We start from the raw sequence: 21,194 nt of genomic DNA, 5'->3' as shown, positions 1-21,194 counted from the left end.
GCTTGACTAGAGAGGAAAGTTATACCAAAAAAGGAAAAAGAGCTACTGCATAAGGTTTAGTTGGTGAGGAATGTTGGCGAATAAAAAATGGGATAGAATCGAAGGGCTGAGGCTACATATATAAAGTACTCATTTCTCGTGGTATGCTTGTTTTTTGTTAATTTGTGCCAGAATTTCTAATTGCACCGAAGATGACTCAAAAATATATCAAAGAATTGATTGATGGGATTGCGACAGCCAAGCAAAAAAGGAAGACAGATGCCCTTTCTGCCTATGAAACGGGGATGGAGTTGATGTTCAATTCCAAACCAAAATATGATTCTTTGAAAGAAGAATTTGGAGAGGGCGAGCCCGAATTTCGTGTCTTAGCCAATGACTTGGCTACTGAGGTGCTGCAGTGTGGGATTGACTACTTCAAAGCCGCACAGAGGAGTACGGGGTTTACGGGAGAAAATGCATTGGAAATCCTACGTAGTGCCAACGAACTGGCTCTCGATATCCAAATCAAATCTCGTATTGAGGACAACATCCAAGGGGTCAAAGATTGGGTAGAGAATCAGACGTTACAAGAGAGTCAAAATCGTATTTACAATTTTCCGTCGATAGCTCTCAAGACAGCCTTTTCTTTCATGACCTGTGATGGGCATATTGATGAAAATGAAATTGCTTTGATCCGAAAAGTCGCTAGTGAGAGTGAACTATTTGGTCATATCAATGTGGATCAAGAACTGGAGTTTTTGATCGAAGTGATCAATCAGATGGGGATGGGGTTTTTGAAGGATTACTTCAAAGTACTGAAAAATGCCAACATCAGCGAAGAACAGGAGCTCATCCTCGTGCAGATCGCAATGGATACGCTCAATGCGGATGCCAAAGTAGACTACAATGAGGTGAAGTTTTTTAGGATATTTCGTACGCTTCTCACCGTGAGTGATGACCAGATACGCGCGAAGGTTCCGAGTATCAATGACGAATTTTTAGAGACGGATATATTTTCCAAGTCGTATTTGGATCAGTTGTTTGATGATTATTTTGAACATGCGAGTATTCCGGAATTCTCTAAAATGAGCTTGCGTGATAGATCAAAATACGTGAAACCGAAACTTTAAGGGACGGTAAAGATATCTGTCAGAAGGTATCGTTCAGACCGATATGCAAGATCAAATATGAGGTTGTATGTGCCTTCGGGACAGTCGAGGCAATCGATGGTGTAGTTGATGTGGTAGAGTGTGTCTGTATCGGTGGTGTCTGGATAAATGCTGTAGTGGAATACAGAGTCTGGCCTCAAAATAGGACGGTAGTCAGCTAGCAATTGTTGATTGGATAGGGTAGAGCCTGTAGAGCAAGGAGTGCAGCTCAACGAATCTTGGATATGACTGAGTAGGAAGGTGTCCGATGGTGATTGGAGGGCAGATTGAAAGCTCTTCCAGAAGGCATCGACCGGTTGGAGCGCTTGCGCTGAACTCGAAGCAACAGGGAGCTGTGGTCTTTTTTGACAGCTGAGTAGTGTCAATACTAAAATAGTCGTGCGAATGGTAGATTTCATATACTTAGAAATATAGCCTTATTATATATTTGTAGTTCGAATAAAAGCAATAAAAATGGGAAGAGCATTTGAATTTAGAAAAGCTAGAAAACTAAAAAGATGGGGCCAAATGGCCAAAACCTTTACCCGTATAGGTAAAGATATTGTGATAGCTGTCAAAGAAGGTGGACCTGATCCCGACACCAATTCTAGGTTGCGAGCGGTGATGCAAAATGCCAAAGCAGCTAATATGCCTAAGGAAAATGTGGAGCGTGCCATCAAGCGTGCCACAGACAAAGATCAAGGAGATTATAAGGAGACGCTTTTTGAGGGCTATGGTGCACACGGGATTGCGGTACTGGTAGAAACTGCTACGGACAACAATAACCGTACGGTAGCTAATATTCGTAGTTATTTCAACAAGTGCAATGGGAACCTAGGGACTCAGGGGTCTGTGGAGTTTATGTTTGATCATACTTGTAATTTTCGGTTGAAAAGTGAAGGGCTAGATGCGGAGGAACTAGAGTTAGAGTTGATAGACTTTGGTGCTGAGGAGGTTTTTGAAGACGAAGACGGCATGATGGTATATGGTGGTTTTTCTGATTTTGGAGCGTTGCAAAAGTATTTCGAAGAGCACAATATTGAGATTCTTTCTTCTGGTTTTGAGCGTATACCACAGACTACCAAGGAGCTCAGTGAAGAGCAACAAGAAGACGTGAACAAGCTCTTGGAAAAATTGGAAGAAGACGATGATGTCCAAAACGTCTACCACACGATGGCGTGACCAGATGAAGAGAATAGAATGAAAGCGAGCACTGCTCGCTTTTTTTATGTCTATACAAATAGGATTTGTTTGACGATGTGTTTGCCAAACTCCGTATTGACCATGTCCATGACTTTTTGTTTGGAGTTGTTGAGCTCGTGTTTGAGAGGGGCAGAAGAGAGCGTGACGATGAGTACGTCGTTGCGGATTTCGAGATTGGTGGTGCGGTTGGCGATAGCTGTACCCATGATTTTGTTCCATTTGGACACGAGGCTTGCTTGATCAAACCTGCGGTCGATGTTGTAGGATTTGAGCATGGCATCCATGAGATCCTTCATCGTGACTGTTTCTCGTTTTCTTTCTCCTGCAGGGTGTGGCCTTTTCTTCATGGGGTCAATGGATCTTGCCTCAAAAGTAGGGCTAAGTTTCTGTACAAGTCTGGCATCTGCTCATTAAATAACTGAGGTCTTTCGAAAAAGTTCTCTACTGCTACGGAGAAGAACTCTTCTGCGTTGGTGCCGGCATATTCTCGAAACATCTGACTCTTGCCAAGACGGATGAGTTGAATTTCGCGCTGAGCGAGTGATTCCCATTCTTTTTGCAGAGCCGTTTCCTTGTGCCCATGTTGTAGTTGGATAATTCTCCGTTCGAGCCGGAGAGCATGTGCCATTTCGTGTAGACCTAGGTTTCTTCCGTCATCATTGTGAAGGTACCCTTCGACGAAGTGTCTCCAGGACAATACAATGATCTTGAGCTTGGGATTGACTTCTCCTTTGTGGTATCGTTTGCTGATGGTCGAGTAGTAGTCTGTCGGGTAGACGAGGATACGCTTGAAGTAGGAGAGGGTGTTGGGCGGAAAGCCAAACGTGAGCTGAGTCGCACAGGCGGCTATCAGTACTTGCATCTCTTCGGTCACCTGAGGGATCTGTCTAGGGATGAATTCTTTTTGGTAAATGAAGCGCTGTACACGCTGTTCAAAGGTTCGTTTTTGTGCTTCGGTAAGTTGGGTATAGTAGGGAAAGTGCTGTTTGAGAATGCTTTTTCGGGATCTTCGGAGAGGGACACCTACACCTGGCAGGTAGATGCCGAGATTAATTTTTCCACTCAGGACCAAAAGCAGCATAAAGCTTATCGTCAAAGCAAACATGAGGAGAGCGCTCTGAGGGTTTGAGTTTTGTTCGGTCTGCTGTAGCAGAATCATGAGAAATGAGGTTGAGTAGGATGAATAAAACGCCACTTCTACTAGGGGAGAAGTGGCGTTTTCATGGACTTAAAGCGACTTGAGGTGTGGCTTTAAGTCAACTCCTTTTTCGATTTCTGATACGACTTCATCGAGAGTGATACGGCGTTGTTCCATGCTGTCTCTCTCCCTAATGGTAACAGTACCGTCTTCGAGTGTTTGGTGATCTACTGTCACACAGTATGGAGTGCCGATCGCATCTTGTCGTCTGTATCTTCGCCCGATCGCATCCTTGCCGTCGTATTGGACATTGACCGAGAACTTGAGTTCGTCTAGGATCTCTTGTGCCTTTTCGGGTAGTCCGTCTTTGTTGAGTAGAGGGAGTACTGCTACCTTGACAGGGGCGAGGAACGTAGGGATTTTGAGTACCGTACGGCTGCTCCCGTCTTCTAGCGTCTCTTCGGTGTATGAGTTGGCTAGTATCGCGAGGAACATACGGTCCAGACCTATCGAGGTTTCTACGACGTAGGGGACATAGGATTTCTCCATTTCACTATCAAAAAACTGTAGTTTCTTGCCACTGAACTCTTCGTGTGCTTTGAGGTCAAAATCCGTACGTGAGTGGATACCTTCAAGCTCTTTGAATCCCATAGGGAAGTTGAACTCAATGTCACAGGCAGCATTGGCATAGTGAGCGAGGTTCAAGTGGTCGTGGAATCGATAATTCTCCTGACCCAAGCCCAAGGACTTGTGCCAGTTCATGCGTTTTTCTTTCCATGTTTCGTACCATTCCATTTCTGTGCCTGGCTTGACGAAAAACTGCATTTCCATTTGTTCAAATTCGCGCATACGGAAGATAAACTGGCGTGCAATGATTTCATTTCTAAACGCCTTGCCTGTCTGCGCGATACCGAACGGTAGTTTCATACGACCCGTTTTTTGTACGTTCAGGAAGTTGACGAATATTCCTTGTGCAGTTTCTGGTCTCAAGTAGATCTTGCTGGCACCATCGGCTACTGATCCGAGCTCAGTAGAGAACATAAGGTTGAACTGTCGCACTTCTGTCCAGTTTTTGGAGCCACTGACGGGATCAGCGATTCCGAGTTCTTCGATCAAGAGTTTGAGATCTTCGAAATTTTCCTCTTCGATGTCTTTTTTGAATCGCGCATTGATTGCGTCGATTTTTTCTTGGTTCTGGAGCACGCGTGGATTGGTCGCTTTGAATTGCTCTTCGTCAAACGACTCTCCAAATTTCTTGGCTGCCTTGTCGATTTCCTTTTGGATTTTAGCCTCTATCTTGGCGACAAAGTCCTCGATCAATACGTCTGCTCTGTATCGTTTTTTGGAGTCTTTGTTGTCAATCATAGGGTCATTGAATGCGTCCACGTGACCGGATGCTTTCCAGGTCGTAGGGTGCATAAATATCGATGCATCGATACCGACGATGTTTTCGTGCATTTGTACCATGGCTTTCCACCAGTACTGTCTGATGTTTTGCTTGAGCTCTGCGCCGTATTGTCCATAGTCATAGGTCGCACTGAGACCATCATATATTTCACTCGAAGGGAACACATAGCCATACTCTTTGGCATGGGATATGATTTTCTTTAGTTCGTTATCGTCGTTCTTTGCCATAGCCGCAAAGATATATGAATAGACAAATGAGCGATATGATTTGTTTGATTTTTAAACCCAATTCACAAAGGGGAAAGAAATGCCCTCGGTCGAACCATGACGGATCGACCGAGCCACTGATGAAAAAGTCAATTTTGGCTGTGACCAAAATCATTTATTGGGTTGTTGTTTGTTGCTTAATTCAGTTTGGGCATTTTTCTTGTATTCGTACTCTCAAAGATTTTGTCGGCAGACTGAGCAATAAAGCCTTGAAACAGCGAACCATCGCGAGCCGGGTGCCTTCTGGCAAATTCGTAGTAGCAAGAAGGAATGAGTTGGTCCCCCTCATCGAAAGAGATATGTATTTGGTCTGCGAGGATACTGGATTGCTCTAGACAAGCCATAGGACTTCCTTTTATTTCACCTCCAGCACTGTTGAGCTCGAATCCTTCTTCTTTGAGCAGGGTGTTCATGGTTTCAAGCGTAGGAATACTCGTCAGTGCGTTGACGAATATTGTGAAATGATTGGCGCAAAATCCAAAGACGTATAGCCAAGCGGCATATTCAGACTCTTTGAGCAAGGACTGGTATACGGCTTGCGATTTTTCGATCCATGGACGAGAAGGATACGTGATGTATTGGTTCGGGACTTGATCAACGATGCGATTGACTGTGTGTTGGAGTTCTTCCGTAAAGTGCTCCACTATCAATTCGCTGATGAATATTTTTGGTGCATCCCGGTCAGGATGTTCGTAATGCTTGGCTTGTAATTTTTTTGTTTCGAAATCATACTGTCCGCATTCGATGTACCCTGCATCTAGGAATGGACGAGCCAATACTTCGATGTTGGTCTTGGGATGGCCAAAGGTGCGAAACGCAATGTGGTCATTGACTATGGTCTCTCCTCGAGCTTGCAGCAGCTCGTGTATCGCCTGAGCGGATGGAGTTTTAGACACATAGTCTGACCAACATTGGGCTATGATTGTTTGATAATTCATTTGACTGTTACAAATAGAATCAAATTGATTGTTTAGTGCTAGTATTTGATGGTAATGGTTTGTTTTGGCATTATTTAAAGTTAATTTGACTATTTATATGGGTGTATAGAGTCATATGTGCTATATTTATGTAGAAAATGGAAGAGTTGGGTCAAATTAACGAAATAGATAAGGCGATTTTGCGGCGGTTGAGTGAGAACGCTCGAGTGCCTTTTTCGACGGTAGCCAAGGAGCTGGGGATTTCCAATACCATGGTGCATCAACGAGTCAACAAACTGAGACAGATAGGGGTGATTGAGAAGGCAACTTTTCGCTTCAACCCGAAAGCCCTAGGGTATACTACCGAAGCGATCACACGCATCGATGTGGCCAACGCGAAGTTTATTCCCCAAATAGTGAGAGAACTGGAAAAGATTCCAGAGGTTATTGAGTGTTCTAACATCTCAGGCAAATATGCTCTGCTTGTCAAGGTGATGTCACGCGACAATAGTCATTTGCGAGATGTGCTCTATGGAAAGATTCATGATTTGGAAGGAGTGATAGGCACTGATACGAATATCTCATTTGAGACTTCTTTTCAGAAAAACATAGCTCTTTTATAAAAAAAGAGGACTCTGAATGGCTTCAGAGTCCTTGTGCTGATCTAGTTCTATTGAGATTATCGTTTCTTACATTGCGTTCCTTATTCCCATAGCTCGCTCTGTTAGAAGTATCGACATACTTTCATACACAAAATTCCGTCAGAATCACGAAATCTCTAAGAAACTGGATCAAGCCATAACACTAAGTATCGAGCAAACGAACACAAATCCGTAAGTCACGACTGTACCGATAAACACCTGTACTACTGTCTTTTTCGCTGTTTTGAATTTTGGTTTCATCACAATCTTATTTTGGTTTTCTTTGGCCGTCTCAATTAGGCGGCTTTTTCATCTTTGTCTACTATGCCCCCGAGGGTTTTGATCACAGATACTTCCTTGAAGTTGAACTCATACTCAAAAAATGAGCTAAAGTCTTCACCTGCTTCTTTCATGTCTTCATCGTCGCATTCATAATACCAATTGACGACTACTTTCTTTCCTAATTGCTCTACACTTTCTAATTTTCTCAAGATCATGAACAGGCACTTGCTCGAACTAGTATTGAAGTATTCGAATGCCATATTGACCGTCAATTTAGTGACGTCTAACTGTACGTAGCTATCGATGTTTTGTAGCAGTACGTTGTAAAACGCTAATGCATTTTCAGGGCTAGATTTACCTCTGACATCCAACAATTGGTTCTTCGGGTTGAAATAAACCGATGGTGTGATTCTGGATGGTCTGATGAAATATCCCTTCATAGCTCTAGTGTTTAGTAGTTGAGATTCGTGCAGTTGACTATTAGTTTTCCAAAGTTGCGAGACAAACGCCAATAATAAAATACAAGATTTTCGTAATCGTACAATTAAGAAAATCAGCAAGCTATGGTTTTGATTCTGAGTATATGTAGATATAGTGCTATTTATGCTTGTTTTAAGCCTATTTGTAGGTTGAGGGTGTCTTGACAACTAAGAGAAATACCTAGTGCAGGCGGGAAAACTGGTAGTGTGTGACTGTGGGAGTGGTTACCTTTTTTGCGGCTTGGAGTATTCAATATAGTCTGTAAGTCGCTGATACAGTAGTTGTAATGAGGGGTTTTGAGCGAGTAGCTTCAAGTGGTGTTGGATTGTGCTTTGGTCGTCCCGTTGTGCGGGACCTGTTAGTGCTTCTTGAGGACCATGAATGAAAACATTGCGTACCGATTGAGAGACAAGTGATTCGAGTACTTGGAGGTCTAGTTTGCTCTCGGAGAGAATTTCTCCCGCTGCGTAGAGCATACGGTTGGTGAAATTGCTAGCGAATACTGCTGCCACGTGCAACAGCTGTCGTGTCTCACGGTCCGCTTGCTGGGCCTTGGAGCTGAGCTGCTGAGCGAGTTGGAGTAGGGTCTCTTCGGTAGCTGAGTCGCCTCCTTCAATAAGTAGCGGAGTTTGAGCCCAGTCTATCTTTGAGTCTTGGGCAAAGCTCTGCAAAGGATAAAAAACCCCGCCTCTAGGGCAAGAGTCAAGGGCGGCCAGGTCTGTGGTGCCTGAAGTATGTGCTACAATGGCTGCTTGAGGCCAATCAAACTGCTGTGCTACTATCTCGATTGCTCGGTCACTGACTGCCAGTAGATATACCGTTGAGGGGTTCTTCGCAAAATCAAGGTTGTCCAATGTCTTGGCACCTGGTAGATCTTGTAGGATTCGTTTGGTTTGGAGGATGTCTCTGCCGTGTACCCCATAGAGGAGTTGTTGACTGTGTAATGCATGTGCGAGACTCTGGGCGACTTTTCCTGTGCCGATTAGCGTGACCTTCATGGGATAAAAGTATAAAAAAAGCCTCTGATCATAGACCAGAGGCTCGAATGTTTGTCAGGGTATCCCCTTATTTCTTTTTCTTGCTATTGAAGTCAATCACTACCGGAGTAGCAATGAATATAGACGAATAAGTACCTATTAATATACCTATGATTAAAGCAAACGAGAAGCCTTTCAAGACTGCTCCGCCAAACAAGAACAGGATCACTACTACAATCAAAGTCGTCAGTGAGGTGATCATGGTACGGCTGATGGTGCTGTTCAAAGCCTCGTTGAATACCGGTTTCAAATCAGAACCCTGTTTCATATCGAGATTTTCTCTGACACGGTCAAATACGACTACTGTATCGTTGATTGAATACCCGATGATGGTCAGCATTGCTGCGATGAATACTTGATCTACTTCGAATGAGATGCCGATGACATTGGCAATAGCGAATGCTGAAAGCACGAACAGCGTATCGTGGAAGAGTGCGATGATCGCGCCGAGTCCAAATTGCCATTTTCTAAACCTTACCAAGATGTAGAGGAAGATCATGATCAAAGCAAACAGTACAGATTCGAAAGATGCATTTTTGATGTCGTCTGCTATGGTCGCTCCTACTTTGGATGAACTTGCGATTGTGAACTGACCTTCGCCAGCTTTCGTGTCATCTTGCACGTAGGTCAAACCTGTGAATTCACTAACGCCTGCCACCAAAGCATCTTTTACTTTGATATCTGCCGCATCTGACTCATCATTGATGAGGTAACTGGTTGTGATTTTCAGGATGTTATTTGCTCCAAAAGTCTTTACTTCTACACCTTGCTTGTCAAAACTATTCGATAGCGCTGTCTTCAATTGAGAAGGAACTACTGGTTGCTCAAAAGAAACCACATAGGATCTACCGCCCGTGAAGTCTACTCCGTAGGTCAGACCTTTGGTGACCATGGCGATCATACCGATAGCGATCACTGTGCCGGAGAAGATGTAGGCCATTTTTCTCTTCGAGATGAAATCTACATTCAAATTTGTCAAGAAATTTTTGGAGAATGGAGTCGCAAATGAGATTTTGCTTTGGTCTCCTTTTTTGGTCATCCACTCGGTGATCACTCTAGTGATGAATACCGCTGAGAAGAATGAACATACGATACCTATGATCAAGGTGATGGCAAATCCTTTGATAGGCCCTTGTCCCAATACATACAATATGATACCTACCAGCAAAGTAGTCACGTTGGCATCTACAATCGAAGAGTAGGCTTTCTTGTAACCAGAAGCTACCGCTTGCTTGATGCCGGATCCATTCTTGATTTCTTCTTTGATTCTTTCGAAAATCAGTACGTTGGCATCAATAGACATACCAATGGTCAAGACGATACCTGCGATACCTGGTAGAGTCAATGCCGCACTGAGTTGAGCTAAGATTCCTAGGATGAAAAAGACATTGAAGAACAAGGCGAGGTTGGCTACCAATCCTCCTTTGGAGTAGTAAGCGATCATAAAGATGATCACGATACCTAGACCTGCCAAAATAGAAATGACACCTTGTTGCTGCGCTACTTTACCCAAAGTCGGTCCGATCACTACATCTTCGACAATGGTCGTAGGAGCAGGTAGGCTACCAGCCTTGAGGATATTGGCAAGATCTTTTGCCTCTTCTAGTGTAAAGTTCCCTGTGATTTGCGAACTCCCGTTAGGGATTTCACCTTGTACGTTAGGTGCAGAGTAGACATAGCCATCGAGTACGATTGCGATTCTTCTGTTGATGTTAGCTGCAGTCAGTCGCTTCCATTCTTTGGCGCCTGTTGCGTTCATGTTCATACCGATAGATGGTGCAGATCTCTGATCGAGCTCTTGTCTCGCGTCGATGATTACTTCACCTGTCAATGGAGCCTTTCCTCCTTTGCTGGATTTGATGGCATAGAGCTCGATGAATTCGTCTTGGCTCAATGCGTCTTGAGATTTGACAGGCTTCACTGCCCACATGAACTTTGTCGTGTTTGGAATTCTTTTCATCACGTCTTCGTTTTGCAACACGCGATTGATTTTGGCAGTGTCTCTCAGGTTGTAGATCAACCCGTATTGTGCCTGTAAGAGGCTAAACAAAGGAGAAACTTGTGCATCCAAGGCTGCTGAGTCTAATGCAGTGCTGTCGCTTTCAAGCTGAGAGGCGAGATCATCACCACTGGCTGAGTCCAAAGCGTCTGCCGAATCATCGCCTAATAGGTCGTCGATGTTTTCTGTCTCGGCTTCTGCTTTATCACCTTCTTCTACTAGTTCAGAAAGTTGAGCTTGCTGATCTCTCACAGCTACGTCGTTCATTGCCTGAAGCGTAGGGATGATTTCATTGATTTCGTATACTTCCCAGAACTCGAGCTTCGCCACGCCTTGCAAGAGTTTTCTTACTCGGTTTGGGTTGTCTACACCAGGTAGTTCGATTTGGATTCTACCCGTACCTTGTAGTCTTTGGATATTGGGTTGTGACGTACCGAACCTGTCAATTCTCGTTCTCAAGATGTTGAAAGATCTTTCGATTGCTCCATCTACTTCTTCGTTGATCAAAGCTAGTACTTCTTCATCAGTCGTACTGAGGCTGATTCTGCCACGGTTTGCAGCGGTAGCAAACACACTTGCTAGGCTTTTGTCTGGAGCCAATTCTTTGAATGAAGAATAGAATTCTGTGACAAAGTCCAATTGTGTTCCTTTGATTTTCTCTTTGGCTGTAGCCAAAGCTTTCAAAAAGTCTGGATCTGGGCTGTTGCCACTGATTCCTTTGACGATTTCAATCGGTGAGACCTCTAGGGTTACGTGCATACCTCCTCTTAGGTCAAGCCCAAGGTTGAGTTCTGTTTCTTTGATTTCTTGATACGTGAAATCCACGCCAAACAAGTTGTAAACCGGCTCTTTCCAGATAGAGTCTAGGTATTGCTGCTTCTTGGCATAATCTGTCGTGTTGTCAACAGTGGCTGCTGCAGTTGCTTCCTCGTTGACACGCTGTGCGACAAACGTGAACGATAGATAATAGATGCAAAGCAAAGAGACCACTACTGTGAGTAATACTACTCCTCCTTTATTTTTCATTAGTATATGATGTTATATAAAATTATTGTTTGATAAAATCTTGCTGAGTGTGATTGCCTGTGTGAGGAGGCGGGAGTGCGTATAGGACGGAGGCCTTAAGGTGCGTTGGTGGCAATGATGAAATTGAAAAGCACTTTTTGCAATTTTTGCGGTAACTTTTCGATAAAATCTATGCTCGTATGTTTGATCTCACCTACGAATACTACGGGTGTATGGAGCAAGTGATAGTAGGTCGTGATGACCTGAAATTGCGCCGCAGGGGTCACTGCCTCTAGTATGGATAGCTTTTCTTGAGAACCCTCTTGATCCGTAGTTTCGTCTTCTGAATCTACCTGACAGTAGCTCAAATCGTCGACATAGTGCTTGGCGATAGGTTGGCCGATGAGGGCCATGCCTATGATCATTCCTAAGATCAGAATGAATGCGTTTCGCTTGGATATGTCTTTCCTAAGTTTCATTTGGGTCACGAAAGTAGGCAAAAGTCCAAAACATTGAAAGTATAAGGGGGAAAAACGTTGTGTAAACAAAATGTGTGAGGGAGGGTAGTGTTCTTGTCAATGCTTATTTTTGACGAATGCAGAAGCCTAAAGTGTCGGTGATTTGCCTGTGTTATAATCAGGCGCTTTTTGTCAGAGAATCGTTGGATTCGGTGATGGGGCAGGACTATTCGGATTTGGAAGTGATCGTAGTGGATGATGCCAGTACCGATGGTAGTGCTGAGGTAATTCAAACTTTCTTAAAAGATTATCCTGAAGTTCCTTTTTTGGCGTTGAAAGAGAACGTGGGCAATACGACGGCCTTTAATCGAGGGCTGGCACTGGCTAGTGGTCAATATGTGATTGATTTGGCATGTGACGATGTGATGCTGTCAAAGCGTGTGAGTGAGCAGGTCGCTTTTTGGGACCGTGTGTCGGACCGAGTGGGTGTGGTGTATTCGGAGGCAGAGTATATTGATGAGCGAGGGGAGCTTCTCTCTTATCATTTTGCGGATGGAAAACATGAACCCTACAATGGAGAGGTCTATGAGCGGCTAATTGACACGTATTTTATCCCACCTCCTACCATGATGATGCGCAAAGATGTGTTAGATGAACTGGGAGGATATGATGAATCCTTGGCTTATGAGGATTTCGATTTTTGGGTTCGTTCGGCTCGTCACTGGGAGTATGCCTACCAGCCAGATATGTTGACACGGATCAGAAGGTTGAAATATTCACATTCGTCGGGGCTCTATCAGCCAGGTGACCGACAGCTACAGTCGACAGTGCGTATTTGTTATAAAATTGCCGCGATGAATATCTCTCCTGAGGAGGATCAGGCCTTGGTGAGGAGGATACAATATGAGGTGAGGCATGCTTTTTTGATGGGGCATAGAGAAGAGGTAGCACAATTGATGGCTTTGATGAAAACCCTGAGAGGAAACACTTGGCTGTACCGAGTGATTAGTTATTTGAATTGGGGTTGGGATTTAAGCATTGTGAGGCGTTTGATTCATCGCTTCAAGTACTGAATTTACCTCCTGTTGTCATCTCCCATCAACATGCTAAGATAACTGTCGTAGCGAGACTGAGAGATGCGCCCGTCTTCGTATGCAGATTCGATGGCACAGCCGGGTTCGTGGGTGTGTGTGCAATTGCTGAATTTGCATTGTCCCATTAGTTCGCGCAATTCGGGAAAATAGTGACTGAGTTCTTCTTTTTCGATTTCGGCGAGACCGAGTTCTTTGATACCTGGGGTGTCTATGATATAAGTATCCGTATCGAGCTTGAATCGTTCGGCAAAGGTCGTGGTGTGTACGCCTTTATTGGCAAATTCAGAGATTTCAGAAGTTTTTTGATCTGCTTCGGGAGCGAGCGAGTTGACAATTGTTGATTTGCCTACTCCAGAGTGTCCTGTGAATAAGGATGTTTTTCCGCTGAGAAATTCTTTTAGTCCATCTATGTCTTTCTTGATTAAGGCAGAGGTATAGCGTACTTGGTAGCCCAGTGCTTCATACTCCGTCATTTTTTCACGGAGCTTAGCGAGCTCTTCCTTGTCGAGCAGATCGATCTTGTTCATGAGTATGGTGGCAGGGATGCGAAAAGCCTCTGCAGTGACTAGGAACCGATCGATGAAGCCAAGGGATGTTTTGGGAGTGCCTACAGTTGCCACGATGATGGCTTGGTCAAGATTGGAAGCGATGATGTGACTGTGCCCTTTCTTTTTGGGAGACACACGTATGATGTAGTTTTCGCGAGGGAGTATTTTGGAGATGATCATGGCGTTGGCGTCTCCTTGATCCTTGAGTAGTTCTACCTTGTCTCCGACAGCCACGGGGTTGGATATTTTTTTGTTTTCCAACTTAAATTTCCCCTTGAGGCGGCAATTATGCATTTGGCCATCGGTCGTTTCTACCTGATACCAAAGCCCCATTGATTTACTGACGATTCCTAGCACGGCCCAAAAATAAGAAAACCGCCCCAATAATATTGAGACGGTTAGGAATCTTGTCTTATTTCTTCTTTTTAGTGCTTAGACAAGTAGTCTGCTACACCGTCTTTGGTTGCTTGCATTGCGTCTTTTCCTTCTTCCCAGTTAGCAGGACATACTTCACCGTGTTTTTCTACGTGGTGTAGTGCATCTACCAATCTGATCATTTCGTCGATGTTTCTACCCAGTGGGAGATCGTTGATCGTTTCTTGTCTTACTGTCCCTTCTTTGTCGATCAAGAAAGTGCCTCTAAACGCTATTGGAAGTCCAGTGAATGACAAATTGCCTTCTTCGTCGTAATCCCAGTCACCTGCCAATACGCCGTAGTTGCTAGCGATTGTTTTGCTTGTGTCTGCTACGATTGGGTAAGTCACGCCTTCGATTCCGCCTTTGTCCTTTGGAGTAGACAACCATGCAAGATGAGACTCTTCTGTATCTGTTGATGCACCTACTACAGCTACACCTCTTTTTTCGAATTCAGCCAATTTCTCTTGGAAAGCCAAGATTTCAGTTGGACATACAAACGTGAAATCCTTTGGGTAGAAAAAGAATACGACGTCTTTTTTGCCGATATACTGATCCAATGAAAATGACTCAACTATTTCTTCTCCATCGATTACTGCTGGTGCGTTGAATAATGGGGCTTTTTTTCCTACTAATGACATAATTAATCTGTTAAAAGTGTTTTAATTTTTTGATACAGCAAATCTACCTCGTGGAGCCACCAATACTTTCCATTACAAATAAATTTTCTTTATGTCGACATAGATTTTTTATTGATCTAAAATAGGAGCTCATCGATCGAGTAAAATATGATTTGCTATGAGATTAGTCCAAATCGGTCTATTTTTATCCCGCAAAACCAAAATTTGAAATTATGAAATTGAATTTTACCAATAAAGTTTGTGCTGCACTCGCTGCATCTATGCTGAGTCTATCGACCACTCAAGCGCAGGATTTGGCAGATATGACGGCCTTTTTGAAGGCGGGATCAGAAGATGCCAGTGTGTTTATGGGAGATTATCTCAATCCTCTTTTTACAGGGGTAGGGTATGGGGTGGCCAATGGATGGTACAATACGGCCAAGGCACACAAACCTCTAGGCTTTGATTTGACGGTCACGATGAACGTTGCTTTTGCTCCAGATAACGATCTGTTTTTTGATATTGTAGAGACTGATTATCAAAATGTAACTTTGGTTGATCCTAATTTTCCTACAACCTCGACCCTTTTTGGAGACAAGACAACTACCAATATCAGAACAAGCTACACTCAAGATGGTGTAACAATCAATTCTGATTTTGAGACCCCAGAAGGGCTTGATCTTGATGATAAGTACAATGGCATGGTCCCAACCCCGATGGTTCAGTTAGGTGTAGGGTTGATCAAAAGCACGGATTTGAAGGTGCGATGGATGCCGACCATCAACGGTGAGGATGATTATGGCAACAAATCTAGTGTTGGAATGTTTGGTTTGGGATTGATGCACGATTTCAAACAATGGATTCCGGCCATCAAACATATCCCAGTAGACATGGCGGTGCTCGTAGGCTACAACAGAATCTACGGAAAGTCAGGGTTGTATAACAATGGAGATGTGATGGACGGAGTGGATCAAAGAGGTGAATTTGATATCAACTCGTGGACCTATCAGCTTTTGGTGTCTAAGAAGTTTTCTGTCATCACAGCGTATGGTGGGTTTGGGTACAACAATACCAACACCAACCTTAGAGTGTTAGGTGATTACTATTTGGAGGATGAAAATACTGGCGCAACAATCACATTGACGGACCCTATTGATGAGGAGTACTTGAGTAGTGGATGGAGAGGTACATTAGGTCTGAGATTGCAGTTGGCGGTCATTACGATCCATACGGATTATACATTCCAGAGATACAATACGTTGACAGCCGGTATAGGCTTCACAATAAGATAAACTATCCTAACAACGACAAATGAAAAAGCATCTCGAAAGAGATGCTTTTTTTGTATCGGAGAAATTGTGCGGAGCGGCTAGGGGCACGTCTCCACATACATGTTTAGGTCTTGTCAACGCAAAAGCCCCGAACTTCTTCGGGGCTTTTTCATTTTTGATAAAAATGTTAAACAGGTGTATGAATAAAATTTGTGTTATGTACTGTTATATACGACAACTAAATAAAAGGTAACCCGATAAATGAAAAAAAAGTAAAAAAGTTTTAGAGAGGGCGTGAATCACGTCCTGGGAGGGGGTAAGGCTGTTTTAGTGCCTGGGTTGGGTGATTAGAACTGAATCTTGGGGGTGTGCAGACGCTTGCTCGCCTGCAACGACTCTATCCGTTTTAGTTAATTTGCAGGCAAAAAGTATGATGAACAGGAGGGATATCTTAAGTATGAACGAAAGTTCTGATTTGGCTTTCCTCGACATTGATTTATTTAATGTTTTCGTTTCAAAACTATCGAATAATAAGACGAAGACGAATTGAATTCGATGAATTCTATGAAAATATAGATAAAGATGCTTTGTGACAAATTTGAAATGGATGAGGGCTGAGTCTAGGCCCTGTATAGAGATGGAATATTATGAAGAAAGTATTATTTGTATGCTTGGGAAATATTTGTCGGTCACCATTGGCTGAGGCAATTTTTAATCATCACACTCGGTCATTAGAGATACAAGCCGATTCGGCAGGGACAGCAGCGTATCATGTGGGAGAGCAGCCTGATCCTCGGTCAATACAGGTGGCACAGTCCAATGGGGTGCCGATACAGCATAAGGCTCGACAGTTTCGCGCGCAGGATTTTGAGACATTTGACTATGTCATAGCGATGGATCATAGCAATTACCAAAGCATGAAAGCAATTGCACCAGGAGAGGTAGAGAATCTGTATATGCTCCGGGAGTTTGATCCAGAGGGAAATGGAGAAATGGATGTGCCAGATCCTTATTATGGTGGGGACGATGGCTTTGTGCTGATCTACGAGATGATATCTAGGTCTATGGATCACCTTGTCGCGCACATCCAGTCGAGCCAAACGTAGTACACAATGGATCGAAAAAAAGCGGGTAGAAAGGAAATGTCTCCACCCGCTTTAATCATGTGGTTTTCTTGTTGCGCTTGTCAGAGATGCATCCTATGCAGAGGAATCTCTTTAGTTTTAGTTCTTTTTTTGCGCACTGAGTTCCTTGTGGATTTTTTCAGGCACATAAAGGAGGTGATAGACTTTTTTGGTTTTTTGTTCCAAAATCACATCGGATCTATGGTAGATCTGACTCAACGCTAGATCATCGTATCCAATCACAGTCAAGAGCTCAAGGTTTTCACGCATTTCTATTTCAAAATCACCTTTCAGTCGTTCGATGAGTTTTTCTACTTTGTCAAATTTCTTGTCGATGCATATCGCAAAACTAACTGCCGAGTTTTGCATCAAGTTGATTTTGATATTGAGTTGATCGAGAGCATTGAATAACAGACTGAGCTTCTTCTCGTTGATGAATGTGAAATCCGTGACGCCAAATTCAATAAATACTTGTTTGGTCTTTACGATGAAAGATGCGGGATGTTTTTCAGCGTGTCCCTTGCCGATTACCGTGCCGATGTTTTCGGGAGCGGTGAAAGGTCTCACATATAATTTGATTTTGTTTTGAGCCAGAGGTTTGATGGTACGAGGGTGAATAATGGATGCCCCGTAGTAGGTCATTTCTGCTGCGTCAGTGTACTTGAGCTCAGGGATGACCATCGCTTCGGGCATTTTGCGTGGGTCGGCAGTCATGACACCCGGGACGTCTTTCCATACGGTCACGGATTCTGCTTGTAAGCCCGTAGCGAAAATTGCCGCACTAAAATCCGACCCCTCACGGCCGAGCGTAGTGGTTTTTCCTTCACTGTTGGAACCGATGAATCCTTGTGAGATGACCAAGCCGTCTTTGGTGAAGCTCGGTATTTTGCTGCTGATGTTTCGTTTGGTGATTTCCCAATCCACACGAGAGTCGGTGAAGTTGAAATCAGTTTTGATGTATTCGCGTGCGTCCAACCAAGTGGTTTTCTTGACGTTTTCGTTGAGATAGTGTCGGATGATACGTGTAGAGAGGAGCTCTCCTTGGCTTACCATTTCACTGTATATTTCTGCATACCTTTTGCCCTCAGCACCCTCAAGGTATTCGGCGATTCCATCAAAGATCGATTCGATGCGTTCGTAGATCTCGTGTTTCTCATCAAATAGCCCATGAGAGATGTCTAAGTGGAAGTTTTTGATCCAGTCTAGTTTGATTTTCCAGTCTTGTTTGTCGACGTACAACTGTACCAACTCCTCCAAGTGGTTGGTCGTCTTGCCCATGGCAGATACGACGATTACCAATTCTTCGTCACAAAACATTTTGATCACCTCGGCAACATTTTTTACCGATTCTGCATCCTTGACGGACGCTCCTCCAAATTTGAATACTTTCATTCGTCTATTTTGATTTTAATGGAAACATGTCGAGCAGTAGTGCTTACTGCTGTCATATCATGTTTGTACGGTCACTCCCTTCATCTTACGATACAGAGATTATGCTGTTTATTCGTTTGGGCATCTATGACCATATAGAAAAAATGCACGATGGTTGACATACCAAACGGGTGCGCAAAGTTAGAGGGCAACTTTGAATATAGAAAACTTTTGTTCTTGAATTCATTGATTTTACCTGCTGAGGAGGATTTTTAAGGAGGTGAAAGCCATATATTTGCCCTACCCAAACAAACTATTTATGAATAAAGAAACGCTCATTGGATCGAGTATAGGGACTACCCTGGATCGATTCATCAACGCCAAGCAGTCCGAGTTTCCTTTTGCTACTGGGGAGCTCAGTCAGCTGCTGCGAGATATTGCACTCGCGGGCAAAATAATTAATCTCGAAATCAATAAATCTGGCCTGTTGGATATCACAGGAGCAATTGGTACTACCAATGTCCAAGGAGAGGCTCAACAGAAGTTGGACGTGATCGCAAACGTACGTTTTATCCGTGCCTTGCGCAACGGGGGACAGGTTTGTGCCATTGTGTCTGAAGAGGACGATGAAATCGTAGAGATCAACAAAAATAGCAACTATGTCGTGGCAATGGATCCTCTTGATGGGTCATCCAATATCGATGTGAATGTTTCCATTGGGACGATATTTTCAATATATCGCAGGATATCTCCCATAGGAGAGCACGTAACCAAAGAAGACGTGTTGCAAAACGGAGATAAGCAGGTGGCGGCTGGTTACATCCTCTATGGTTCGTCGACTATGATGGTCTATACTACAGGGCATGGTGTCAATGGTTTTACACATGAACCTTCGTTGGGGGAGTTCGTATTGTCGCACGACAACATCAAGTCTCCGGAGACAGGGACCATCTACTCTGTCAATGAAGGCTCCTATTACAGTTTTGAACCTGGCGTGAGGAACTATATCGAGTATTGCAAAGAGCAGCGCTACTCTGCGCGATACATCGGCTCATTGGTTTCCGACTTTCATAGAAATATGTTCAAAGGAGGGGTGTATATCTATCCGCGGACGGACAAGTCTCTCAATGGGAAGCTACGGTTGGTTTATGAGTGCAACGCTTTGGCCTTCATTGCGGAGCAGTCTGGTGGTATGGCCACCGATGGCGAACGTCGAATCATGGAATTGGATCCACTGGAGTTGCATCAGCGTTCTCAGTTGTTCATAGGGTCCAAGGAAATGGTCAAAAAAGTAATGAGCTTCCTATAGGAAATCCCGGTATTTTTCTCGTGTGACGAGTTTCTGCTGCTCTCTTTGAATGACTTCTTTGGCTAACAAACTATTGATTTCTTCGGGGGGAGCTTCACTGATTATTTTCTTAAATACCTGCTCGCTCAAATCGATTTTGTAAAAGGCACTCATGAGCCGATCTAGATCATGAGTGAGCAGGTATCCTATGATGGACGAAAGTTTCCTTTCGAGTTCGTCGAGGGTGTCCTCTTGGAGTACAAGCTCCTCATCCGGTAGTTGGAAGTGAGCGAGTAGCAGGGGGATACACTGTCGAACTTTCTTTTCCAATTATTCTTCTGTTTTAGAATCTTCTTTGGCCTCTTCAAAGAGTTGCGGTTGTGTCGCGCTCAAGAGGTTGTACCAAGTGACTACTTTTTTGATGTCAGATACATAGACTCTTTCTTCGTCGTACTCTGGGAGGACGTGTTTGAGGAATGCTTTGAGTTCTTCAGGGTCAGAATTGCTTGTGAGGCCAGTGTCTCCGTCAAATTCTGCATGAATTTTTTTCATGACATCTCCAAGAGGAGAGGACCCTTCAGCATCGGTCGTATAGATCGAAATCTCGCCGAGTATGGATACCTTGGAGTTCATGTTGACGATCATTTTTTTCTTTTGGTCATCCATTGTTTCGAGGATGACGCCTCCTCTAGTAGGAGCTACTACGGTGAATAGACCTCCCTTGCCTGATACTGTTGCTATTTCGTTAAAATCCATGTGCTAATTATTTATGGGGGGCAAAACTAATATAATGTTTTATAGGGTACTATTGATTTGATCGATGTATTCCAATATTTCCTGTTGCCCATGCTTTTGTGCAGATGAGGATACAAACATCGGAGGCAACTCATCCCAATTTTGTCTGAGTGTGTTTTTGAAGGTTTCTATGTTGGAAAGAATTTTTCGGTTGCCAGTTTTGTCTGCTTTGGTAAATATGATCGAGAACGGTAGCCCGTTCTCTCCTACCCATTGGATGAAGTCCAAGTCGATTTTTTGGGGAGGGATACGAGAATCTATCAGAATGAAAATATTGATTAGGTTGGTTCTTTCGCGGAGGTATTTGCGAATCATGATCTCCCACTCTTCTTTGAGTTTTTTGCTGACCTGTGCCCAGCCATAGCCTGGCAAATCAACCAAGTACCACTCTTTGTTGATGTGAAAATGGTTGATCAGCTGAGTCTTGCCCGGTTTTCCTGAGGTTTTTGCAAGTTTGGTGCGGTCTGTCAGCATATTGATGAGAGAGGACTTGCCGACATTGGATCGTCCGATAAATGCGTACTCTGGCTCTTTGGTGACTGGGCACTTGGTGATGTCGGTATTGCTGATGACGAACTCTGCTGATTTGATTTTCATAGCTGCAAAATTATGTGCTTAAATGGATAATTGTGGATATGCGCACCTTTATGTCATTATATTTCCATTTTTTTCGGAAAGATTCAAGGGCTAACTGCTTAATATTGCAGT

At 43.7% G+C, this 21,194-nt stretch carries 22 protein-coding genes; 7 read left to right on the top strand and 15 right to left on the bottom strand.

Features of this window, described 5'->3' with window-relative positions:
• Positions 1 to 191: 191 nt before the first annotated feature.
• A complete protein-coding gene (locus tag BFP72_RS14820) occupies positions 192 to 1,109 on the top strand; it encodes a TerB family tellurite resistance protein (protein ID WP_099599881.1) in 918 nt (305 codons plus the stop codon).
• Here BFP72_RS14820 and BFP72_RS14815 read toward each other — a convergent pair.
• A complete protein-coding gene (locus tag BFP72_RS14815; RefSeq protein WP_099599880.1) occupies positions 1,106 to 1,546 on the bottom strand; it encodes a hypothetical protein in 441 nt (146 codons plus the stop codon). The two genes, BFP72_RS14820 and BFP72_RS14815, sit on opposite strands and share 4 nt — an antisense overlap.
• Positions 1,547 to 1,601: 55 nt before the next feature.
• Between BFP72_RS14815 and BFP72_RS14810 the strand changes: the two genes are divergently transcribed.
• Positions 1,602 to 2,309 carry a YebC/PmpR family DNA-binding transcriptional regulator gene (locus BFP72_RS14810; RefSeq protein WP_099599879.1) on the top strand — a complete coding sequence of 236 codons (708 nt, stop codon included), beginning with the start codon at positions 1,602 to 1,604 and terminating at the stop codon, positions 2,307 to 2,309.
• Positions 2,310 to 2,359: 50 nt separating this feature from the next.
• Here the strand turns inward: BFP72_RS14810 and BFP72_RS14805 are convergent, their stop codons facing one another.
• The 4 genes from BFP72_RS14805 to BFP72_RS14790 all read right to left on the bottom strand — a co-directional run bounded on the left by BFP72_RS14805 (position 2,360) and on the right by BFP72_RS14790 (position 6,080).
• The gene (locus tag BFP72_RS14805) at positions 2,360 to 2,677 is read right to left on the bottom strand and encodes a DUF721 domain-containing protein (protein WP_099599878.1); all 318 of its coding nucleotides are present in this window, start codon (positions 2,675 to 2,677) and stop codon (positions 2,360 to 2,362) included.
• Positions 2,674 to 3,489, bottom strand: coding sequence for a zinc-dependent peptidase (locus BFP72_RS14800; RefSeq protein WP_255397227.1), 816 nt, complete (start codon positions 3,487 to 3,489; stop codon positions 2,674 to 2,676). The genes BFP72_RS14805 and BFP72_RS14800 overlap by 4 nt, the downstream gene beginning before the upstream one ends.
• 69 nt (positions 3,490 to 3,558) lie before the next feature.
• A complete protein-coding gene (locus BFP72_RS14795; RefSeq protein WP_099599877.1) occupies positions 3,559 to 5,103 on the bottom strand; it encodes a glycine--tRNA ligase in 1,545 nt (514 codons plus the stop codon).
• A 176-nt stretch (positions 5,104 to 5,279) separates the two neighbouring features.
• The gene (locus tag BFP72_RS14790) at positions 5,280 to 6,080 is read right to left on the bottom strand and encodes a DUF1338 domain-containing protein (protein WP_099599876.1); all 801 of its coding nucleotides are present in this window, start codon (positions 6,078 to 6,080) and stop codon (positions 5,280 to 5,282) included.
• Between the two features lie 137 nt (positions 6,081 to 6,217).
• Here BFP72_RS14790 and BFP72_RS14785 point away from each other — a divergent pair, with 137 nt between their 5' ends.
• Positions 6,218 to 6,682 carry an Lrp/AsnC family transcriptional regulator gene (locus BFP72_RS14785; RefSeq protein WP_099599875.1) on the top strand — a complete coding sequence of 155 codons (465 nt, stop codon included), beginning with the start codon at positions 6,218 to 6,220 and terminating at the stop codon, positions 6,680 to 6,682.
• Positions 6,683 to 6,996: 314 nt separating this feature from the next.
• Here BFP72_RS14785 and BFP72_RS14780 read toward each other — a convergent pair whose 3' ends face one another.
• The 4 genes from BFP72_RS14780 to BFP72_RS14765 all read right to left on the bottom strand — a co-directional run bounded on the left by BFP72_RS14780 (position 6,997) and on the right by BFP72_RS14765 (position 11,982).
• Positions 6,997 to 7,422, bottom strand: a complete 426-nt coding sequence (locus BFP72_RS14780; RefSeq protein WP_255397226.1) for a DUF1987 domain-containing protein — start codon at positions 7,420 to 7,422, stop codon at positions 6,997 to 6,999.
• Between the two features lie 264 nt (positions 7,423 to 7,686).
• Positions 7,687 to 8,460, bottom strand: coding sequence for a Rossmann-like and DUF2520 domain-containing protein (locus BFP72_RS14775; RefSeq protein ID WP_099599874.1), 774 nt, complete (start codon positions 8,458 to 8,460; stop codon positions 7,687 to 7,689).
• Positions 8,461 to 8,527: 67 nt separating this feature from the next.
• The gene (gene secDF / locus BFP72_RS14770; protein ID WP_099599873.1) at positions 8,528 to 11,524 is read right to left on the bottom strand and encodes a protein translocase subunit SecDF; all 2,997 of its coding nucleotides are present in this window, start codon (positions 11,522 to 11,524) and stop codon (positions 8,528 to 8,530) included.
• Positions 11,525 to 11,619: 95 nt separating this feature from the next.
• On the bottom strand, positions 11,620 to 11,982 hold the full coding sequence (locus BFP72_RS14765; RefSeq protein ID WP_099599872.1) for a hypothetical protein: 363 nt from the start codon (positions 11,980 to 11,982) through the stop codon (positions 11,620 to 11,622).
• Positions 11,983 to 12,098: 116 nt separating this feature from the next.
• On the opposite strand from BFP72_RS14765, the gene BFP72_RS14760 reads away from it, so the two are divergent.
• Positions 12,099 to 13,034: a glycosyltransferase gene (locus BFP72_RS14760; RefSeq protein ID WP_099599871.1), complete on the top strand. Its 936-nt coding sequence runs from the start codon at positions 12,099 to 12,101 to the stop codon at positions 13,032 to 13,034.
• 2 nt (positions 13,035 to 13,036) lie between these two features.
• On the opposite strand, the gene rsgA is transcribed toward BFP72_RS14760, so the two are convergent.
• Together rsgA and BFP72_RS14750 are read right to left on the bottom strand one after the other, a co-directional pair.
• Complete coding sequence (rsgA, locus tag BFP72_RS14755; protein WP_099599870.1) at positions 13,037 to 13,960, bottom strand: ribosome small subunit-dependent GTPase A; 924 nt, start codon at positions 13,958 to 13,960, stop codon at positions 13,037 to 13,039.
• Positions 13,961 to 14,028: 68 nt separating this feature from the next.
• A complete protein-coding gene (locus tag BFP72_RS14750; protein WP_099599869.1) occupies positions 14,029 to 14,658 on the bottom strand; it encodes a peroxiredoxin in 630 nt (209 codons plus the stop codon).
• 212 nt (positions 14,659 to 14,870) lie between these two features.
• Between BFP72_RS14750 and BFP72_RS14745 the strand changes: the two genes are divergently transcribed.
• Entirely contained in the window at positions 14,871 to 15,929 is a 1,059-nt protein-coding gene (locus BFP72_RS14745; RefSeq protein ID WP_099599868.1) for a DUF6588 family protein, read from the top strand.
• Positions 15,930 to 16,555: 626 nt separating this feature from the next.
• Positions 16,556 to 17,014 (top strand): low molecular weight protein-tyrosine-phosphatase, encoded by a 459-nt coding sequence (locus BFP72_RS14740; RefSeq protein WP_099599867.1) that lies wholly within the window; start codon positions 16,556 to 16,558, stop codon positions 17,012 to 17,014.
• Between the two features lie 117 nt (positions 17,015 to 17,131).
• Here the strand turns inward: BFP72_RS14740 and BFP72_RS14735 are convergent, their stop codons facing one another.
• Entirely contained in the window at positions 17,132 to 18,424 is a 1,293-nt protein-coding gene (locus BFP72_RS14735) for an aspartate kinase (protein WP_099599866.1), read from the bottom strand.
• A gap of 298 nt (positions 18,425 to 18,722) precedes the next feature.
• Here BFP72_RS14735 and fbp point away from each other — a divergent pair, with 298 nt between their 5' ends.
• Positions 18,723 to 19,712, top strand: coding sequence for a class 1 fructose-bisphosphatase (gene fbp, locus BFP72_RS14730; RefSeq protein WP_099599865.1), 990 nt, complete (start codon positions 18,723 to 18,725; stop codon positions 19,710 to 19,712).
• On the opposite strand, the gene BFP72_RS14725 is transcribed toward fbp, so the two are convergent.
• From BFP72_RS14725 to yihA, 3 genes are read right to left on the bottom strand one after another with little or no spacing between them, the layout of a single operon-like run.
• Positions 19,707 to 20,021: a hypothetical protein gene (locus tag BFP72_RS14725; protein WP_099599864.1), complete on the bottom strand. Its 315-nt coding sequence runs from the start codon at positions 20,019 to 20,021 to the stop codon at positions 19,707 to 19,709. The two genes, fbp and BFP72_RS14725, sit on opposite strands and share 6 nt — an antisense overlap.
• Complete coding sequence (locus BFP72_RS14720) at positions 20,022 to 20,447, bottom strand: DUF5606 domain-containing protein (protein WP_099599863.1); 426 nt, start codon at positions 20,445 to 20,447, stop codon at positions 20,022 to 20,024.
• Between the two features lie 39 nt (positions 20,448 to 20,486).
• Positions 20,487 to 21,083 carry a ribosome biogenesis GTP-binding protein YihA/YsxC gene (gene yihA / locus BFP72_RS14715; protein WP_099599862.1) on the bottom strand — a complete coding sequence of 199 codons (597 nt, stop codon included), beginning with the start codon at positions 21,081 to 21,083 and terminating at the stop codon, positions 20,487 to 20,489.
• Between the last annotated feature and the right edge of the window lie 111 nt (positions 21,084 to 21,194).

The sequence above is a fragment of the Reichenbachiella sp. 5M10 genome, assembly GCF_002742335.1.
GTDB lineage: Bacteria > Bacteroidota > Bacteroidia > Cytophagales > Cyclobacteriaceae > Reichenbachiella.
The sequence above is the reverse complement of the archived record's forward strand: the minus strand, read 5'-3'. Positions and strand labels throughout refer to the sequence as shown.

Bases quoted from the DNA above. Each gene is read 5' to 3' on its own strand.
- BFP72_RS14780 (WP_255397226.1), bottom strand. From the start codon at position 7,422: ATGAAGGGATATTTCATCAGACCATCCAGAATCACACCATCGGTTTAT.
- BFP72_RS14775 (WP_099599874.1), bottom strand. From the start codon at position 8,460: ATGAAGGTCACGCTAATCGGCACAGGAAAAGTCGCCCAGAGTCTCGCA.
- BFP72_RS14815 (WP_099599880.1), bottom strand. From the start codon at position 1,546: ATGAAATCTACCATTCGCACGACTATTTTAGTATTGACACTACTCAGC.
- BFP72_RS14790 (WP_099599876.1), bottom strand. From the start codon at position 6,080: ATGAATTATCAAACAATCATAGCCCAATGTTGGTCAGACTATGTGTCT.
- BFP72_RS14720 (WP_099599863.1), bottom strand. From the start codon at position 20,447: ATGGATTTTAACGAAATAGCAACAGTATCAGGCAAGGGAGGTCTATTC.
- BFP72_RS14800 (WP_255397227.1), bottom strand. From the start codon at position 3,489: ATGATTCTGCTACAGCAGACCGAACAAAACTCAAACCCTCAGAGCGCT.
- BFP72_RS14785 (WP_099599875.1), top strand. From the start codon at position 6,218: ATGGAAGAGTTGGGTCAAATTAACGAAATAGATAAGGCGATTTTGCGG.
- yihA (WP_099599862.1), bottom strand. From the start codon at position 21,083: ATGAAAATCAAATCAGCAGAGTTCGTCATCAGCAATACCGACATCACC.
- fbp (WP_099599865.1), top strand. From the start codon at position 18,723: ATGAATAAAGAAACGCTCATTGGATCGAGTATAGGGACTACCCTGGAT.
- BFP72_RS14735 (WP_099599866.1), bottom strand. From the start codon at position 18,424: ATGAAAGTATTCAAATTTGGAGGAGCGTCCGTCAAGGATGCAGAATCG.
- BFP72_RS14750 (WP_099599869.1), bottom strand. From the start codon at position 14,658: ATGTCATTAGTAGGAAAAAAAGCCCCATTATTCAACGCACCAGCAGTA.
- secDF (WP_099599873.1), bottom strand. From the start codon at position 11,524: ATGAAAAATAAAGGAGGAGTAGTATTACTCACAGTAGTGGTCTCTTTG.
- BFP72_RS14765 (WP_099599872.1), bottom strand. From the start codon at position 11,982: ATGAAACTTAGGAAAGACATATCCAAGCGAAACGCATTCATTCTGATC.
- BFP72_RS14820 (WP_099599881.1), top strand. From the start codon at position 192: ATGACTCAAAAATATATCAAAGAATTGATTGATGGGATTGCGACAGCC.
- BFP72_RS14805 (WP_099599878.1), bottom strand. From the start codon at position 2,677: ATGAAGAAAAGGCCACACCCTGCAGGAGAAAGAAAACGAGAAACAGTC.
- BFP72_RS14740 (WP_099599867.1), top strand. From the start codon at position 16,556: ATGAAGAAAGTATTATTTGTATGCTTGGGAAATATTTGTCGGTCACCA.
- BFP72_RS14760 (WP_099599871.1), top strand. From the start codon at position 12,099: ATGCAGAAGCCTAAAGTGTCGGTGATTTGCCTGTGTTATAATCAGGCG.
- BFP72_RS14745 (WP_099599868.1), top strand. From the start codon at position 14,871: ATGAAATTGAATTTTACCAATAAAGTTTGTGCTGCACTCGCTGCATCT.
- BFP72_RS14795 (WP_099599877.1), bottom strand. From the start codon at position 5,103: ATGGCAAAGAACGACGATAACGAACTAAAGAAAATCATATCCCATGCC.
- BFP72_RS14810 (WP_099599879.1), top strand. From the start codon at position 1,602: ATGGGAAGAGCATTTGAATTTAGAAAAGCTAGAAAACTAAAAAGATGG.